This window comes from Bacillus sp. HU-1818, assembly GCF_022695965.1.
Classification (GTDB): Bacteria; Bacillota; Bacilli; order Bacillales; family Bacillaceae; genus Bacillus; species Bacillus atrophaeus.
In genome coordinates this window covers 464,907-480,470 of the sequence record NZ_JAAPBE010000003.1, presented here as the reverse complement: position 1 = coordinate 480,470, position 15,564 = coordinate 464,907, and the positions used below count along the sequence as shown (strand labels likewise).

Annotated in this window: 20 protein-coding genes, 1 tRNA gene and 2 pseudogenes; 5 read left to right on the top strand and 18 right to left on the bottom strand. The window is 41.0% G+C overall.

Annotated features, from left to right (window positions below; all coding sequences use genetic code 11):
- Positions 1–180: 180 nt before the first annotated feature.
- From tasA to tapA, 3 genes are all read right to left on the bottom strand, one after another.
- A complete protein-coding gene (gene tasA, locus GXP75_RS12965; RefSeq protein WP_242556972.1) occupies positions 181–963 on the bottom strand; it encodes a biofilm matrix protein TasA in 783 nt (260 codons plus the stop codon).
- A gap of 63 nt (positions 964–1,026) precedes the next feature.
- Positions 1,027–1,599 (bottom strand): signal peptidase I SipW, encoded by a 573-nt coding sequence (gene sipW / locus GXP75_RS12960; protein WP_010789195.1) that lies wholly within the window; start codon positions 1,597–1,599, stop codon positions 1,027–1,029.
- Positions 1,583–2,284 (bottom strand): amyloid fiber anchoring/assembly protein TapA, encoded by a 702-nt coding sequence (gene tapA / locus GXP75_RS12955; protein WP_242556971.1) that lies wholly within the window; start codon positions 2,282–2,284, stop codon positions 1,583–1,585. Before tapA ends, sipW begins: the two co-directional genes overlap by 17 nt.
- Before the next feature lie 261 nt (positions 2,285–2,545).
- Here tapA and GXP75_RS12950 point away from each other — a divergent pair, with 261 nt between their 5' ends.
- Positions 2,546–2,866 carry a DUF3889 domain-containing protein gene (locus GXP75_RS12950; RefSeq protein WP_242556970.1) on the top strand — a complete coding sequence of 107 codons (321 nt, stop codon included), beginning with the start codon at positions 2,546–2,548 and terminating at the stop codon, positions 2,864–2,866.
- Between the two features lie 46 nt (positions 2,867–2,912).
- On the opposite strand, the gene GXP75_RS12945 is transcribed toward GXP75_RS12950, so the two are convergent.
- From GXP75_RS12945 to GXP75_RS12905, 9 genes and pseudogenes are all read right to left on the bottom strand, one after another.
- Entirely contained in the window at positions 2,913–3,092 is a 180-nt protein-coding gene (locus GXP75_RS12945; protein WP_061572829.1) for a YqzE family protein, read from the bottom strand.
- A 69-nt stretch (positions 3,093–3,161) separates the two neighbouring features.
- Positions 3,162–3,536, bottom strand: a complete 375-nt coding sequence (gene comGG, locus GXP75_RS12940) for a competence type IV pilus minor pilin ComGG (protein WP_242556969.1) — start codon at positions 3,534–3,536, stop codon at positions 3,162–3,164.
- On the bottom strand, positions 3,537–4,043 hold the full coding sequence (gene comGF, locus GXP75_RS12935) for a competence type IV pilus minor pilin ComGF (protein WP_459539049.1): 507 nt from the start codon (positions 4,041–4,043) through the stop codon (positions 3,537–3,539).
- Positions 3,946–4,293 carry a competence type IV pilus minor pilin ComGE gene (gene comGE / locus GXP75_RS12930; RefSeq protein WP_242556968.1) on the bottom strand — a complete coding sequence of 116 codons (348 nt, stop codon included), beginning with the start codon at positions 4,291–4,293 and terminating at the stop codon, positions 3,946–3,948. Before comGE ends, comGF begins: the two co-directional genes overlap by 98 nt.
- On the bottom strand, positions 4,277–4,717 hold the full coding sequence (gene comGD, locus GXP75_RS12925) for a competence type IV pilus minor pilin ComGD (RefSeq protein WP_106044148.1): 441 nt from the start codon (positions 4,715–4,717) through the stop codon (positions 4,277–4,279). The genes comGE and comGD overlap by 17 nt, the downstream gene beginning before the upstream one ends.
- Entirely contained in the window at positions 4,707–5,006 is a 300-nt protein-coding gene (gene comGC, locus GXP75_RS12920; RefSeq protein WP_277990741.1) for a competence type IV pilus major pilin ComGC, read from the bottom strand. Before comGC ends, comGD begins: the two co-directional genes overlap by 11 nt.
- Positions 5,007–5,020: 14 nt before the next feature.
- Entirely contained in the window at positions 5,021–6,058 is a 1,038-nt protein-coding gene (gene comGB / locus GXP75_RS12915; RefSeq protein WP_277990740.1) for a competence type IV pilus assembly protein ComGB, read from the bottom strand.
- Positions 6,045–7,078, bottom strand: a pseudogene (gene comGA, locus GXP75_RS12910) (competence type IV pilus ATPase ComGA). The gene comGB and the pseudogene comGA overlap by 14 nt, the downstream one beginning before the upstream one ends.
- Positions 7,079–7,479: 401 nt before the next feature.
- Complete coding sequence (locus GXP75_RS12905; RefSeq protein WP_061572822.1) at positions 7,480–8,433, bottom strand: magnesium transporter CorA family protein; 954 nt, start codon at positions 8,431–8,433, stop codon at positions 7,480–7,482.
- 121 nt (positions 8,434–8,554) lie between these two features.
- Between GXP75_RS12905 and GXP75_RS12900 the strand changes: the two are divergent.
- Positions 8,555–9,903: pseudogene (locus tag GXP75_RS12900) on the top strand (hemolysin family protein).
- 67 nt (positions 9,904–9,970) lie between these two features.
- Here GXP75_RS12900 and GXP75_RS12895 read toward each other — a convergent pair.
- Positions 9,971–10,822, bottom strand: coding sequence for an STAS domain-containing protein (locus GXP75_RS12895; protein ID WP_242556966.1), 852 nt, complete (start codon positions 10,820–10,822; stop codon positions 9,971–9,973).
- A gap of 132 nt (positions 10,823–10,954) precedes the next feature.
- Between GXP75_RS12895 and GXP75_RS12890 the strand changes: the two genes are divergently transcribed.
- Positions 10,955–11,025 (top strand) — tRNA-Gln (locus GXP75_RS12890).
- A gap of 63 nt (positions 11,026–11,088) precedes the next feature.
- On the opposite strand, the gene GXP75_RS12885 is transcribed toward GXP75_RS12890, so the two are convergent.
- Entirely contained in the window at positions 11,089–11,469 is a 381-nt protein-coding gene (locus GXP75_RS12885) for a Spx/MgsR family RNA polymerase-binding regulatory protein (protein ID WP_003325422.1), read from the bottom strand.
- 237 nt (positions 11,470–11,706) lie between these two features.
- Here GXP75_RS12885 and GXP75_RS12880 point away from each other — a divergent pair, with 237 nt between their 5' ends.
- Complete coding sequence (locus GXP75_RS12880) at positions 11,707–11,952, top strand: DUF2626 domain-containing protein (RefSeq protein ID WP_003325421.1); 246 nt, start codon at positions 11,707–11,709, stop codon at positions 11,950–11,952.
- 39 nt (positions 11,953–11,991) lie between these two features.
- Here the strand turns inward: GXP75_RS12880 and GXP75_RS12875 are convergent, their stop codons facing one another.
- Positions 11,992–12,630, bottom strand: a complete 639-nt coding sequence (locus GXP75_RS12875) for an MBL fold metallo-hydrolase (protein WP_242556965.1) — start codon at positions 12,628–12,630, stop codon at positions 11,992–11,994.
- A 152-nt stretch (positions 12,631–12,782) separates the two neighbouring features.
- On the opposite strand from GXP75_RS12875, the gene GXP75_RS12870 reads away from it, so the two are divergent.
- Positions 12,783–12,956 (top strand): DUF2759 domain-containing protein, encoded by a 174-nt coding sequence (locus tag GXP75_RS12870; RefSeq protein ID WP_003325419.1) that lies wholly within the window; start codon positions 12,783–12,785, stop codon positions 12,954–12,956.
- Positions 12,957–12,986: 30 nt separating this feature from the next.
- Here the strand turns inward: GXP75_RS12870 and GXP75_RS12865 are convergent, their stop codons facing one another.
- From GXP75_RS12865 to GXP75_RS12855, 3 genes are all read right to left on the bottom strand, one after another.
- On the bottom strand, positions 12,987–13,301 hold the full coding sequence (locus tag GXP75_RS12865) for an MTH1187 family thiamine-binding protein (protein WP_003325417.1): 315 nt from the start codon (positions 13,299–13,301) through the stop codon (positions 12,987–12,989).
- A 6-nt stretch (positions 13,302–13,307) separates the two neighbouring features.
- Positions 13,308–14,363, bottom strand: a complete 1,056-nt coding sequence (locus tag GXP75_RS12860; protein WP_242556964.1) for a YqgU-like beta propeller domain-containing protein — start codon at positions 14,361–14,363, stop codon at positions 13,308–13,310.
- Between the two features lie 67 nt (positions 14,364–14,430).
- Positions 14,431–15,561: a M14 family metallopeptidase gene (locus tag GXP75_RS12855; protein WP_242556963.1), complete on the bottom strand. Its 1,131-nt coding sequence runs from the start codon at positions 15,559–15,561 to the stop codon at positions 14,431–14,433.
- Positions 15,562–15,564 lie beyond the last annotated feature (3 nt).

Below are 15,564 nucleotides of genomic sequence, written 5' to 3'. Positions count from 1 at the left end.
GGGGTGCGCATACTCCTCTTTTACCTTACTATAAAAAGTGCGGGCAGCATCATCTGAAACCAAAAAAAGATACAACAGTCTTCTAAGACATGCTGTATCTCTGTCGGGCGGCCAGGACCGCCCACGCTTCAACACTTCTGCAACGCACCTGCGCTTAGCTCAGGCTGCGCTTCATTTTTCTTATTTGTCCTCACTGTGTGCTTTTTCATTTTCTTTAATGTATCCGTCTTTATCTGTGTGGTCTTTTTTAATCGTCAGCCCGTTCCACTGAGTGGCTTCAAAAGAGAAATTAAGCTGAATCGAGTTGCCTTGATATTTGTTTTGGACCATTTGTCCGTTTGCATCTTTCGCATTGTCATTTTTAAATTCAATCACCATTTGCACTTGGTCGTAGTCGACCGGTGTTTTTGGAACCCCGTCATATTCCGGAGCTGTTTTTCCGTTAATCGTCGCAACGTTAATTTTACCGCTTTCACTTAAGAACTTTGAGTCAATCAGCTGTCCGATTTTTTCAGCAGCTGCTTTGTCCTGCTTAGCAGACATTAAGTATAAATCTTTTAAGTTGGCTGCTTTGAGAATAATATTTTTCGGATAGCCATTGCCGCCCTCTTTCCCGACTGTCAGCAAGGTGATTTGGAATTGGCTGAGAAAATCTTCCGGAGAATCATTGTCTCCTTTTGCTGTATTAAAACCGCTGTAATTTAGCGCCATCAGCACTTCTTTAATCGCCAATGTGCCGTTATTTCTGAATTCGAAATCTTTCGTTAATTTATCACCCGGTTTTAGATTGGACAAGCTGACATTTGCGGAATTTTCTTTTGCTGACAGATCAAGTGTTCCAGACGCAAAAATGGCTTCCGTTGTTTTAATATCGTTGAACGCCGCCCATGTTCCGCCTCCGACTAATGCAAGCCCAAGCGCAGCTGAGGCAACTCCTAAACTCAATTTCTTTTTCATACCCATGTGTAAACTCCCCTTATCAATTAATTTTGTTTATCGAAACCTGTCGCCAGGTTGCAACCGATATTAAGTGGACATTGTGCGGTCCTTCGCATCTGTCTCCAAAGCTTTTGTCTTTCTCTCAATGTCGCGGATCGCGCTGCTGATTGTCATAAATGAGTAAATCAAGAGCATAATCCCGGGAACGATTAACAAGACCGCCGTGCCAATCGGCTGGCTGGCAAAATGAATGACATACCCCGCATAAGGCAGGTTAAAGCCGGTATACTTCGCCAATACATTTTGTTCCGATACAAGCGATGAATCAGAAGCCGCGTTATTGTCACCTTTTGTTTCAAATAATAAGTGCCCGCCTTGTTTTGTAATGTTGACAATTCTGTGAGTGACAGCTGTCTCTTCATCCTGCATAAAAGTAATGACATCATTTTTTTGGAGAGCTTTCACATCTGTCATTTCTTTTACCAAAATTAAAGATCCCGTCTTAAATTCCGGTTCCATTGAACCCGAGAGCACTGATTTCAACGTGTAGCCAAACACCGCCGGCTCTCCGCCAGATGATCGTGTTGAAATCACAATCAGTGTTAACACAATAATTAACGTGAAAATTATGACGTAAAGAATATTACTGATCAGTTTCATCGGCTTTTTCATCATCTTCCCCGCTTTCTTTCTCAACTGGTTCACCTGTTTTGCTTTCGTTTTGTTTTTCATCAGACTTCTGAATCTCTGTTTTCGCCGGTGCTGCAGTCGGTTTTTCTGTACATTTGGCTACAGTCATTGGCTCCGACCACTCGAACTTTTCATCCTCCGCGGGATAACCATCGGGTTTGTATACCTTAAACGCATAAACACCCGGTTTCATCGCACGTTTGGATTCAATCTTATAAAGAGAATCACTTGCCTTATCTGTGATACTGCCTCTTTCAATGACGTTACCGTCTCGCAAAGGCTTATTTGCATCTGCTATTTTATGAAGCTCCCATTTCCATCGGGATGTCGTAAGTTCATTTCCTCTGTTTTCAAATTCTGCGAAAAGAATAAGCGGCGAACAAACGCTCCCTTTTGTCTCGGTTTGGTTTTTCAAGTGCAAATCACTCTTATCCCAACGTTCATCATAGCGGCAGTTTTCATCTGTATATTGAAAATCCTCACACGTTTTAACAGAAAAACTGACATTTTTCACATCATGAAAAGCGGAGCTGGTATCACCGGTAAACTGTAAGCATATCGATGCTGACAGGCTGAAAATCAACGAAAGCTGAAAAAGCAGCAGGACTTTCCGTCTCGGTTTCGCCCATTTTTGAGTACGAGACAATCGAAGCATAGATAACCTCCTGTGAAACACTGTAACTTGACGATCGTTCTCTTTAAAGAACCGCACAAATAGAGTATAATCAAGGATTATAATAATTAAAAATGCCAAAATCGTTCATTTTGTTCGTTTAAAAGAATGTTTTCCTTAAAATTCAGTGTTTTCCTTCAAATTACTCACCTTTTTGAAATTTTTTCTAAATAACATATGAGAAAATGATGAGCATAACTGAAAATTAATTGGGAATAATAAGAAGTAAAGGGGTGGATTTCCATGATAAAGCAATGCTTAATTTGCCTTTCTTTTTTTAGTTTTACAACCGCGGCAGCTCACGCGGAAGAGACGGCACTTTCTTCCCATCAAACACCGAAGTGGGAGGAGTTGGCTGTGAAGGAAGCAAAAAAAAGATATCCTCTCGCACAAGTGTTGTTTAAACAAAAGGTATGGGACCGAAAAAGAAAAGATGAAGCCGTCAAACAATACCATCTGACATTGAGAGAAGGGGCGAAAGAATTCGGAGTATTTGTCACCATTTCATTCGAACCACAGAGCAAAAAGGTCAATAAAATCGTAATAGTTGAAGAATATCAATAAGGCCCTCCGTTATACGGCAGGACCTTTTTTCGTTGAAAATGCTCAATTATTTTTTGCGTTTCAGCCAAAGTTTTACGCCATAAGGCAATATCCCAAACCAATGCTGGGTTGCCGGTACTTTTCTTTCTTTTCGAACCTCTTTTAATTCTTTTCGTTCAACCTTTGGTGTATCCATATATTTTACGAATTGTTCGGTCATGTATTTTACATAATCATTTGTTTTCAAGTGACCACCTCATACGCCTTTATTATGAAGTGTTGTCTCAGCCGCTGCTTTTTATACGTTTCTTCCCTTTTATTCTTCCCAATGAATAACTTTTTTTTGCTTCAAATCAAATATGAACCGGGCGGTCATTTCCGTGCCTGAATTCGTGACAGATTTTACATTGATCTCTTTTTGCTCTTTTTTTGATGTGCTTTGAATATGATAAGACACCAGCCCATACTCAAATTGCCGTGAGCCTTTTTGTCCTTGACGGGCCTCAAGCATATGACGAATGGATAGAAGCGCGCCATTTTGCAGTAAATTTTCCCTGATGTAAAATTCTTTGGTTTCCTTTTCAAATGTTTTATGGGTGATATATTCTGACGATGTATAACCGACAACGAGCAAAATAACAGCTGCTGCAAAAAGTACAGCAGGATAAATAAAGCCTTTCGACCGTGACATTTATCCTCCTTTCAATGATGTATAAATAGGAAAAGAGGTTTTGTACTCTTTATGGTCTTCGCTTGTTACGCTCAAGATCAGCATGCCGTTTTTTATATCAGCTTTCAATGTGTTAATATGCTGAAGAATCGGGACATGCCCTTTACCGTCCACTCTTTTCCTGATCATTTTATGATATTTTTCAAAAAGAATCTCTCGGCCTGAACCATTCTTGCACAGCACACCGCCGCCCTTATCAGTCAGCTGCACACTCTCAGCCTGCTTACATTCATTCATCATTTGCTCAACGGAAATGACCCATTCCTCCTGCTTGACTCCCTCCCCCTCCAGTTGACGGGATAAAAACTGATAAAAGATCATGGCTAAAGAGCCTGATATGAGCAGATAAACTGACAGTGAAAATAAAACGTTAAGAAGGGTGTAACCAGTCTGTCCGAAGAATGCTGAGACAAAAGGGCTCGTCCTTCGGGCTGACCGCTTCCATACATACTTTTTGATTGTCGCCATCCTCCTCCCACGTGACTTTATAGGTTTGGTCCAGCCTTTTTATTGTCTCTGATTTTCCGTACTCTCCAGAAAGCATGTATGTACTGATGCTTTCGTGAAGAAGCTGATAACCGGTTTCCTGAATGGCTGTCTCTTTTTCATCTGATATCAGTCTGGCCCACAAAGGAAGAATCATCACTGTAATCAATACCCAAGTGCTTAAAGCCGAGACTGTTTCAATTGTTGAGAAGCCTTTATTTTCTTTCCACATTGATTTTTCCGCTCCCTAAGTAGACAGTCATTTCATACGTGAGGCGATCTGTTTTCAGCCTGATTTTTCCGCCCAAATTCGGATTTCCTTTTTCATTAAAATCAAGACGGTCCGCCAATGTTGCACATTCAATGAAAATCCAATCCTCATAGGTTCGTTCAACGACACGATCCCCCATAATGATCTGGTACTTATGTTCCTTGGACAAAAACACGATACGCACCCGCTCATGCTTAGAAATTGCAGTCTGCTGAGCGAGGAGAATGTCACTTTCAAGCCTGGCAACAGTTTGGCGGGCGGTTGTATTTTTATATACAGGAGGTATGACTGTAAAAACACAAATCAGCATAACGGATGCCAGACATAAAACGAGCAAGCTTTCTAAAAGAGTAAACCCTTTCTCACCGCCTAAATTAATTTTCAACCTTCACTTCTCCGCCAGTGACAATAATTTGTTTGCCGTTCGGGCATGTTACATTCTTTTTCACATACCCCTCAGACTGAAGATCACCAAGACTCGGCGTTTTCCCGTCATGATCGAGTTCGAATGCTGTTACCTGTGTCTTCACCATATTTTGCAGACCTTCACAGCCCTTTTTCTGAATGCTTTGATTGTGCTTTGTTACGTTCGGAATGGTAATCAAGAGCAAAATGGAAATGATGAATAGGACAATCAGCATTTCGATCAGCGTAAACCCCTTTTCATTATTCAAACAAAACACCTCTTCTACAATTGATTCATCATCTGATACATAGGCAAAAGCATCGACAAATACACAATTAAAATCATTCCGGCAACAATACCGTAGATGACGGGCTGAAGGATTCCCGTCCATTTTTCAACCTTTCGCTCCAGCCGCTCCATTAAAAACTGGCTGTAGGTGAATAGTTCACGATGCAGCTGCCTGCTTAATTGGCCGTGCAGCACCACTTCACAAAAGTCATTTTCATAGCATGGGTGTTTATACAGAGTTCTATCTATGGACTCTCCAGCCCTTAATTTGTTAATGATTTGTTCTGCCTCCTGACGGTAAAAAGGGAGGAACGATTGCTCTTTAAAGGCCTTAAGGCTGTCGTAAATAGACAGTCCAGACTTTAATAGGCTGCTGAGCTGCAAAGAAAAAAAGTAGCTGTTAAATAAAATGACAAGTCTTCCGAGTATGGGTATTCGTACAAAAAAGAGCATTTTGTCTGCCGGGGACTTCTTCTTAAATCCAAACCAGTAATAGAGCGCCGCTCCGAGAGCAAGCAAGACAAAACCAATCACTGCATAATGAACATGCTGAAAAAAAGCGAATATAACAGCGGTTGTGCGTGAGGTTTCCATATTCATGGACTGATAAACTCCTGAAAATTGCGGGAGGATGACAGCTTGCAGGATATAAAACATCACAAAGACAGTGAAGATCAAGAAAATCGGATAACGGATGACTTTTTTCAGCTGATTGGCCTGTGTTAATTTCCTTTCCAACAGCCCTCCGCTTTGCCTCATAGCAACGGACAATTCGCCATGCATTTCTGCTAAATAACAAATGCTGACGGCTTCCTTGTGGAAAGCCAAAGCCCGCAAGACCTGATAGAATGGCTCACCCTCTCGTAAACGATTTACAGCAGCAGACATTTCCGTACGCTGACGCTTATTCATTTGCAGTTCCATTAACCGCAATCCATCCAGAAGATTGTATCCGTTTTCTGTCATGTCACCGAGTCTGTTTAGCAAATTAGCTTGATCGTTTATCGGCCAGCTTTTTTTAATCCTCTTCATGATAAACCCACCGGTCGTAATTATTCGTCGTTAGATAGCCAAGCGCGATTCCTTTTCTGATAATCTGCCGTAAGGTTCGGTACTGATAATTGGCCCGTTCTCCTCTAGCTTCTTGTATACATTGCTGAAGATTTTTCCCGTAAAGAAGCTCATAAATGGTCGCTCGCCTTACATCACGTGTAAGCCGGCAATAAACAGAGGAACAGCCGTTTTCACAAAATGGACAGGCTAAGTCGACTAATCGCTGGGCTGCTATCGCAATCGCTGTTTGCTCTATTTCGTTCATATTCACTCCGAATTCAAGCAGTCTGTAAATGGCGCCCTTGGCATCTCTTGTGTGCAGGCTTGTTAATACCAAATGGCCTGTCATAGCAGCCCGCACGGCAATTTTTGCTGTTTCAGCATCCCTGATTTCCCCCAAAACAATCATGTCTGGATCATGGCGCAAGATCGCCTTTAGGCCCGCTGAGTACGTAATGCCGGCTTTTTCATTCACCTGTACCTGCAAGACATCCTGATCTCTAGTTTCCACAGGATCTTCGAGAGTGATAATATTTCGGTTGAAATGCTTTTTTGCATATTGAACCAGCGAATATAGGGTGGTAGATTTCCCTGAGCCAGTCGGACCGGTAAAAATAATGAGGCCGTGGGAATGCTTTAAAAAGGATAGCAGCGCGGCGCCTGTCTTTGGGAACAGGGACAGTCTTTCGATCGCAGGAATATTATGCTGAGGCAAAACTCTGATCACGAGGCTTTCATCATCCCTTTTTTAAGCTTTAAAGAAAGTGATCCACTTTGCGGCTTCCGCCTTTCTCCTATATCCATGGCTGACAGAAATTTAAAATGGGAAATGAGCCGAACGCACTCTTCCTTTTTCATTGTCCGCTTCTTCAGCAACGCATGGTCAATCCGAAAATGGATCAAAGCATCTTGCTCCCTTGGTACAATGTGAATATCCGAGGCCTTCACGGAATATGCCTCTTCAATTAATGTCCTGCTAGTTTTTTCTATCGTATCCAATGAAATTTCCCTCCTTTCACATTGAATTGTATGTAAACGAATAGATATCTTCAAAAGTGCAAAATTGATTTTTCTCAATACAAACAGGCTTAAATAAGGATTTTGGGCAGGTAAAACAGGATAATTTTCCTTTCAAGAAGCTGGATTGTCATTCATAATCCTATTTTAAATATCAGTGAACAAAAAAAGGGCAGACCTTCACAGAAGACCTGCCCGTAAATCTCAATAATATCTTTGCAAGGGAGTTTGGCGTCCAATCTTTTGGCCCCCGCACCCCGAATAAGCTGTTTTCTTTTGTACGTTATTTCCAACCAACATTTGCAATGTCTGCCACATGGCGAAGTTTCGTCCCATTTCACTCGGATAGAAAGTCAATGCTAGGGGTGTTCCGTCCTTCAACTTCACTTACGGGATTGCTTCTTCCGAAAGTATTTCTTCTCCCGATCTTTCAGCATATCTCCTGTCCAGCCTTTCTTCCTTAAGTAAACATAGATCAATAACGTAGAAATCAGAATTAAGATGATAGAAAAAACATAGCCATACTTCAAATTCAGTTCAGGCATTACCTCAAAGTTCATCCCCCAAAGCGCGCCGAGAGCGGTCATTGGCGTAAAGAGAGTCGTAAAAATAGTCAGTGCCTTAACGATCTCATTTCCTCTTTGAGAGGTGATGACTTCTTCTGAATGCATGAGATTGCTAAGTTCCCCCTCGAATTCGCTGACATATGTAAAACCTCTGTCTATTTTATGATGCGTTCTTTGATAATCTTTTTTCTGGTCATTTTTCGGCATAAAGGCTTCTTTTAAAGCCATTTCAATTTTCTTCACACTCAGTATCTGGCCTTTCCAAATCATCAGTTCGTGCCGTAGCTTGTGAACGCGATTTACAATGCTTTTGCTGTTGTCCGCATATATTTGCCACTTCAATTTTCTCAGTTTTACCTCAAACTCATCTAAGCCGATTAAATACGCATTCATCAATTCTCCAAGCAAAATGAAAAATCCTTCAAACGCATTGTCTGTTCTTTTCATTTGCTGAATCACATGTTCTTTTTTGATCCCTTCAAGAACTGAGAAATCAAAGTTTATCGTGAAAAAATATTGTCTGGTGATATAAAAATGAAAAACTGTATGGTCTTTTTCTTGTTCAAGCCCTTGGTCGTAAATGAAAGAACCGTACACCGCTTCATTATCGAGCTCATTTGTATCTACTCGCAAGAAATTGATGTGATGTTCATTTTCGAACCACTTTTCACATTGCGGCCAATGAGAGAAATGAATCAGTTCCTTCCCTTGCTTTTTTTCCTGAGGGCCTAATTGGTACCAAAACCAATCCTCTCCCGAATGAATCTTCATCACTTTGTCCTCCAAATTCTTATTTAACTCTTTATTTGCCAAAAGTCATACATCTTAAACTTCATAAGAGGTTTCTCTATATGTTTTATGAACATAACGCGGTGGTATTGAATGTTAGAAGATGATCGGAAAAGGGAGGTGTACGCCTTCCTTTGTGAAGGCAGTCCATTGGAATATACTAAATTGATAGCAGTAGCCGTTTTAATCATGGTAACCGCATTTTTTGTTGCCATAGAATTTTCTATTGTAAAAGTAAGACGCTCCAGGATTGACCAATATGTCGCAAAAGAAATAAAAGGCGCAAAAGCAGCAAAACATGTCATCACGCATCTTGATGAATATTTGTCTGCCTGCCAATTAGGAATTACAGTGACAGCTTTGGGGCTTGGGTGGCTCGGAGAACCGACAGTTCAAACGTTGCTTCATCCCCTCTTCTTGAAATTGGGGCTCCATGAGTCTTTGACACATTTCCTGTCACTTGTGATTGCATTTTTATTAGTCACTTATCTGAATGTCGTCATTGGAGAATTGGCACCGAAAAGCTTCGCCATTCAGAAAGCAGAGAGCATTACCCTTATGTTTGCAAAACCAATGATTTGGTTTTATAAAATCATGTTTCCGTTTATCTGGGTGCTCAATCAATCAGCCCGATTGATTACCGGCATGTTCGGTTTAAAGCCGGCCTCGGAAACTGAATTGGCTTATACAGAAGAAGAGCTAAGAGTTCTGTTGGCTGAAAGCTATAAAAGCGGAGAGATTAAAAAAAGCGAGTTAAAGTACATGAACAATATTTTCACATTTGATAAGCGTATGGCCAAAGAAATAATGGTGCCAAGAAATGAAATGGTTAGTTTGCCAATAGATGACGAGTCTGTAGAAAGCCTTCAGGAAATTATCAAGCAAACCAAATACACACGCTACCCTGTAGTAAAAGAAGACAAGGACCATGTAATCGGTGTGATGAATATAAAAGAAGTGCTGTTCTCTCTTTTATCAGAGCGGTTTTCATTTACAAAAGAACAGTTGGACCCATTTATCCAGCCAGTCATACATGTGATCGAAACCATTCCCATTTATCAATTATTAATCAAAATGCAAAAAGAACGCACTCATATGGCAATACTGATAGATGAATATGGCGGTACATCGGGATTGGTGACCGTTGAAGATATTGTTGAGGAAATCGTGGGAGAAATCCGTGACGAATTTGACGCGGATGAAATCCCTCATATTCGCGAATTGGACAAAAATCATTATATGCTGAACGCAAAAGTATTAGTCAGCCAAGTAAATGATCTGCTGGGAACCGATTTATCAGATGAAGAAGTGGATACAATCGGCGGCTGGTTTCTCACCCAGGATATTGATGCTGCACCTGAAAGTGTCATCGAATATGACGGTTATGCCTTTAAAGTGAAAGACATTGACAGCCACCATATTTTATTTATAGAAGTTAAAAAGGCTGAATAGCATACTGCTGTTCAGTCTTTCTCTCCCCTCTCTTCGCTCATAAAAAAAACACCCCCAATGAGAGTGCTCAAGATTCATGAATTTTAAAGCCTCTTTTGGATAAAGCTTTCACGAGACTTCTTTCTGTTTTCACGTTTGAAAAGTCAATCCCGAGTTTAACAACTGTTTGAGCTATTTCAGGCCTGATGCCAGATATGATGGTCTCAATGCCGAGAAGCTTAGTGCTGTCAATGACTTTAAAAATTTGATAAGCCACCATTGTATCAACGATAGGCACACCTGAAATATCCAAAAATAAATAAGACAGACGCAATGCTGAACATTGCTCTAGAACGGATTCTAAAATCGTTCTCGCCCGATAAGTATCAATTTCACCGACAAGCGGGAGTATGCCGATCCCATCTGAAATCGGCATAATCGGAGCGCTTAATTCATTAATCATCTCTTTTTGCGCGTTTAGCTGAATGATCGTAACCTGATGATATTCTTCTGTAAACACTTCTATAATCTCATCAATTGTGTGATTCAGCCTTTCACTCCAATCAAACACATCCTGATTTGCAATCTCTTGGGAACAAATCTCGCTAAACGCCTGTACCCTGCTCCACACGATTCCCCTGAAAATCTTAAACTGGCCGACACTTTCAAACACAGGCACTTCATGAACCGCGCGATCTCTGGCAAACTGAAGCGCCCAGTTATTAAGCTCCTCTCCCGCTTCCTCTTTTCCTGTAAGAGCTTTTGCAACAATAGAAATTAATGCCTCATGCTGCTCCCTTTCTTTCAATTCAGTTTCCGACTCTCTGTCAGCAGCATAATGCAAGGTGTCTTTTGGCGCCCTCTTCTGCAGCCATTGATATGTCATTTCGCTTGCATGCTCTGTTAAATATTGATATAGGGCCACATTGATCTTTTCCATTGGGTACCTCCTGTAATTGGTCCATCTATTTCCTTCTCTGAAAACTGATTCCGCAAAAATCAGGAACACAACTTTTTTAGTCCATTATGTATACGGTGCGTTTCTTTGCACATACTATTCATACCAACTCGATGGGCTATAGCCAAGTGGTAAGGCAATGGACTTTGACTCCGTGATCGTTGGTTCGAACCCAGCTAGCCCAGTTTCACAACCTGAAAAAACGAAGATAAGCTGAACAATTCACTCAGCGGATCTTCGTTTTTTCATCATGATACGGATTGATGAACCGTTTTCTTTTTAGTCAGTTTTAAAAGTTCTCCCGGATTATAGCCGATAACAAGTTTTCTGTTGTCAACAAGGATAGGGCGGCGCAAAAGCTTTGGTTTTTCGATTAACAGGTCCAGCACTTCATTGACTGTCATCTCTTCAATATTTAAGTTCAACTCTTTAAAAGTTTGGCTTCTCGTTGCCAGAATCTCGTCAATGCCTTCTGTCGTAAGGGACAAAATGTACTTTAACTCTTCCATTGTCGGTGTTTCTCTGAATAGGTGACGTTCGTTGAAATCAATCTGATGAGCTTTTAGCCAATGTTTTGTTTTTCTGCAAGACGTGCAGCTTGGGTACGAATAAAATGTTAATTCTTCCATGTGTAGTTCCTCCTCCGATTATAACCATCTCTTTGTAGAATATGTACCCCGATCTTTTTTTTATTAAACACATTTTCTACATATTTTTTCAGGATTCTTTTGAAAAGAGGAACATATAATAGAAAACGCAATCAAAGGAATTTATTCCATCTTAATTATAATAATGAAAATGTTTACATTTGAGCTTGCGATCCATTATAATAACAATCAGATAGACTCTCGGGAGGGGATAAAAAAATGAATCGCATGTTCCGGGTGTTAGGATTTTGGACGGGAATTTTCGCAGTGATGTTTTATTTGGGGGACATGAAGGACGCATCTCTTTTATTTTTTGGGCAAACTGTACTTTTCGTGTTTTTATCGTATTTGAATTTAACAGAACGCATGTATATTTATATTTTTGGCGCTTACTTAACAATTTTCTTTGCCGGATTTACATACTACTCGATCTTTATCATGGTTCCCGGCGGCGGAGGGCATTAACATGCAAAAAGAGACAAACCAAAACGGCTTGTCTCTTTTTTATAATGAAAATCCATTTAAAAACGGATTTTGGTCCTGCTCCGTCTGCACATCTGTTTCCGGTCCGTGGCCGCTTAATACCAATGTGTGTTCTGGGAGCGTAAGTAACTTTTCATGAATGGACGTAAGAAGGGTTTCTTGGTCACCGCCATGCAAATCGGTTCGTCCGATGCCACCTTGGAATAAAACATCTCCTGAGATGACCAGATCGGCATCTCTCACGTAGTAAGAAACACTTCCCGGCGAATGCCCCGGTGTAAAAAGCGTTTCCAAATGAAAAGGTCCGATATTCAGCTCACCGTCACCGTCTATTAAATGATCAGCAGGCTTTGCAGTGACTTCGATTCCTCTTAAAAGTCCAGATCCGTTTAATGAAGAATCCGTCAGCCATTCCTTTTCCTTTTGATGAAGGTAGACAGGAATGTTCCATTTGTCTCTTACATCATCAAGCGCTCCGATATGGTCAAAATGGGCATGGGTAAGTAAAATCGCCAATGGCTTAAGGCCTTTTTCTTTTATGTATCGGTTGATTTTATCCCCTTCGCCTCCCGGATCAAAAATCAGACATGACTGATCCTCACTGATTAAAAAATAAGCATTGGCCTGAATAGGCCCTACAGGCATACGTCTCCACTTCACATGATCCACCTCTTTCCTTTCTGCTCTATTATGAAGGTTTTTCAAAAAAGATTCAAACAATCAATAAGGAAACTCTATCGACAAACACAATGAAAACGGTTAAAATAAAACTGGAAAGAATTGCAGGTTTCAATGACAAAGGGGGCTGCATAATGTTACTGATGGTGATTTTTGGCCTTGTCACACTTTTTGCTGTTTGGGGAGTTCTGCGTTCTGTAAGAAATAAAAATATACTCGGTTTTCTGTTTGCCGGAGCAACCCTGTTTGTTTTTGGCTGGTTTACAGTCATGACGGTCATCAACAGCGGTTATCCGACAGTACACTAATGCCCGTATCCATCGGATACAGGCATTTTTTTATTGATTCAGATGTTTATTGACACTTATGATTTTGCTTTCAAGCGTCGTCTCTTTGTCGCGTCTGTCGTCTATACGGATATTCGTCGCCACTCTGTGAAGCCCTTTTTGAAATGGCGCTTCGTGTATAGCCTGAATGACCGTAAATAAGTCGCTGAGTTCGCCTTCGATTAGGGTATTCATCGGGGTTAGCTGATATTTGATTTTCCCCTCCGCTTTGTAGCCCTCCAAAATCTTTTGCACATCCGCCACATACCCGCTGACGCTTGGGGTTTCTGTTCCGATCGGAATAATGGTTACATCTGCAATTGCCATAGTTACTTAATCTCCTTTCACATTCTCTGTTATGATAGGCTCAACTTTGTGAGTCTTTAACGATATTATACGGTCAAATTGATAGCCGTATAAAGCGAATTGTCCGTTTGGAGAAATTTGAATCGGCTCCATTTCAGCCGAATCGAGAATGTCCCTTTTCTTTTTTGACTCCAGGTCAACTTCGATGAGCTTAAACGCACCGCCGTTTTGTGTAAACGTATAAAACAGCCTGCCTGATTCATCATAATCATATTCCATCGGACTGAGGCTTGAATACTTCTTCTGAAGCGGAAGCTCATATGTGACAGATGAATCGGCTCCCGGCCACTGGAAAATAAATGTTCCATTTTCGTCTGAAGCCGATTTGACGGCAAGGCGCATATTTTGAAATGAATCAATGGCCAGAACATCATCAAGCTGTTTTTTTTCGCGCTTCGTATTCAAGTCGTACGTATATAAAGGACCGGAATCATTGTTTTTTCCATTCTTTATATACTCAAACGTATCAGCAGAAGTCCAATGAATAAAAGGGACCTGTATCGGGCTTTCTTTTGATTGTCCTTTTTTTGCGTCCACTATATATGTATCAAAGTCCCAATCCTGCGTGAATACCGTAATCATTATTTGATATGGGTTATATTGATTCCAGGCGGCTTCCAGCTCATATGTTTCATAATTTTTATCATACAGTTTCTTCCCGTTCTGATCCAGCAGAACAATTGCCGTCCGTTGATTGTGTGTGATTTGCAAGAGAATCATATGCCTATTCTCGTTTATTTGCACATCCACCATTTGGCCTTCTGTCTCATACAGCTTTTGAGCCTTGCCTTTAAATAGATCATATGCAAAAAGCTCGCTTTTCGTCGGATCGGATGCTGTGTAAAGGATAGTATGGTCATTCAGCCATCCCTCCACCTCATCAGCTTTGCCGTTTTTCAGCGGAATGATGTCTTTTTCTGTTTTGTCCGATGCCAATGCTTGCTTTTGCTGCTGATGAGATGGTTCACATGCCGATAAACTAAACATTAATGCTGACAGCAGAATAAAATAAACAAATCTCATCAGCCTTCCCCTCCGATCATATTTATTGTCCCATATTTGGTACGGGAGAAAAAAGAAAAAGTTTCAATTATTCATGAAAAAATAACGACCGCCATAAGATCCCGTTAGTCACTTCATAAATGTCCGGAAACTGGTAAAACGGCAAAGGATTTTTCCCTTTTCCCAGCTCTACCGTATAGCCCTCTTTAAAATAATGATGAATAAACCAGTCTCTGTATCCGGCATAGCTGTCGATATCACGTATCCCTTTATAACAGTTTCCGCTCAGAACTTCGAAATCCTTTACCACACGCGCTGATTCTTCTGGCTCAAGTCCTTTGTATCCCCAGTATATTTCTTCGCCCTGAGTATGGAGCGCGATCAATCTGTCGGGCGGATGATCTGTTATAAGACGCTGCATCGACATTGCTTCAGGCTCTGTTAACGGAGCGGTGCCGGGGAAATCACGGAAGCTTGGCTCTTTCGGTTTTCGATGTTTTTCAATTTCCCATAGCGAAGGAAATTGTTTATTTAGATCAACACCGTTGATGTTCGCCTTCCACTCATTAAAAAGAGTCCGATGTTCGTTTAATGTATTTAAAAAATCCTGCCTTTCCCCCGCAAATCCGGGACCATGCAAAACCAAATCAACACCGTCAGGATTGACAAGAGGCACGACAGAGAGAGACGTTTGATTGAAAAGTTTGAGAGGAGAAAATTGAAAGAAAGGCTTGTTTTCACACAAAGCCATACAGTACTCTTTAAGCCACTTTAATAAAACTGATGTGGTAATCCACTCATTCGCATGAAAAGATGCGTTCATATGCACCTTTTTGGGTGCATTTTCCGCTCCGACACTAAGTTCATATAGCGGCCTTCCCAATACTGAGCGGCCTATTGAACGATATGTGACAAACGGAAACACATCAATGATTTTTTCGATTTCTTCTTCTACTGCCTGAAAATCATAGGCCTTTTCTTCCCGAAGCCATTCGCTCGCAGGCTGTATAGATTGACACGTATCTAAAAATCGCTTCAGCTCCTGAATGGTTTCAATTGGTGCGTCACTGCCTTCTCCAATCCAAATCCCCGGACAAAACAGCTCCGTTTTTCCGGCTCTATGATTTGCACTGATCAGCAGTGCTTTGTCTATTTTTATTTCTTTCGCTAATATAGCCAAATTTTGTTTGATTTCAGGTTTTACGCGGATAGATGCCATTTT

Excerpts from the sequence above, each read along its gene's own strand:
- tasA (WP_242556972.1), bottom strand. The coding sequence starts at position 963 with ATGGGTATGAAAAAGAAATTGAGTTTAGGAGTTGCCTCAGCTGCGCTT.
- sipW (WP_010789195.1), bottom strand. The coding sequence starts at position 1,599 with ATGAAACTGATCAGTAATATTCTTTACGTCATAATTTTCACGTTAATT.
- tapA (WP_242556971.1), bottom strand. The coding sequence starts at position 2,284 with ATGCTTCGATTGTCTCGTACTCAAAAATGGGCGAAACCGAGACGGAAA.
- GXP75_RS12950 (WP_242556970.1), top strand. The coding sequence starts at position 2,546 with ATGATAAAGCAATGCTTAATTTGCCTTTCTTTTTTTAGTTTTACAACC.
- comGG (WP_242556969.1), bottom strand. The coding sequence starts at position 3,536 with ATGTCACGGTCGAAAGGCTTTATTTATCCTGCTGTACTTTTTGCAGCA.
- comGF (WP_459539049.1), bottom strand. The coding sequence starts at position 4,043 with ATGGCGACAATCAAAAAGTATGTATGGAAGCGGTCAGCCCGAAGGACG.
- comGE (WP_242556968.1), bottom strand. The coding sequence starts at position 4,293 with ATGTGGAAAGAAAATAAAGGCTTCTCAACAATTGAAACAGTCTCGGCT.
- comGB (WP_277990740.1), bottom strand. The coding sequence starts at position 6,058 with ATGAAGAGGATTAAAAAAAGCTGGCCGATAAACGATCAAGCTAATTTG.
- GXP75_RS12905 (WP_061572822.1), bottom strand. The coding sequence starts at position 8,433 with ATGAAGATTCATTCGGGAGAGGATTGGTTTTGGTACCAATTAGGCCCT.
- GXP75_RS12895 (WP_242556966.1), bottom strand. The coding sequence starts at position 10,822 with ATGGAAAAGATCAATGTGGCCCTATATCAATATTTAACAGAGCATGCA.
- GXP75_RS12885 (WP_003325422.1), bottom strand. The coding sequence starts at position 11,469 with ATGGAAGAATTAACATTTTATTCGTACCCAAGCTGCACGTCTTGCAGA.
- GXP75_RS12880 (WP_003325421.1), top strand. The coding sequence starts at position 11,707 with ATGAATCGCATGTTCCGGGTGTTAGGATTTTGGACGGGAATTTTCGCA.
- GXP75_RS12870 (WP_003325419.1), top strand. The coding sequence starts at position 12,783 with ATGTTACTGATGGTGATTTTTGGCCTTGTCACACTTTTTGCTGTTTGG.
- GXP75_RS12865 (WP_003325417.1), bottom strand. The coding sequence starts at position 13,301 with ATGGCAATTGCAGATGTAACCATTATTCCGATCGGAACAGAAACCCCA.
- GXP75_RS12860 (WP_242556964.1), bottom strand. The coding sequence starts at position 14,363 with ATGAGATTTGTTTATTTTATTCTGCTGTCAGCATTAATGTTTAGTTTA.
- GXP75_RS12855 (WP_242556963.1), bottom strand. The coding sequence starts at position 15,561 with ATGGCATCTATCCGCGTAAAACCTGAAATCAAACAAAATTTGGCTATA.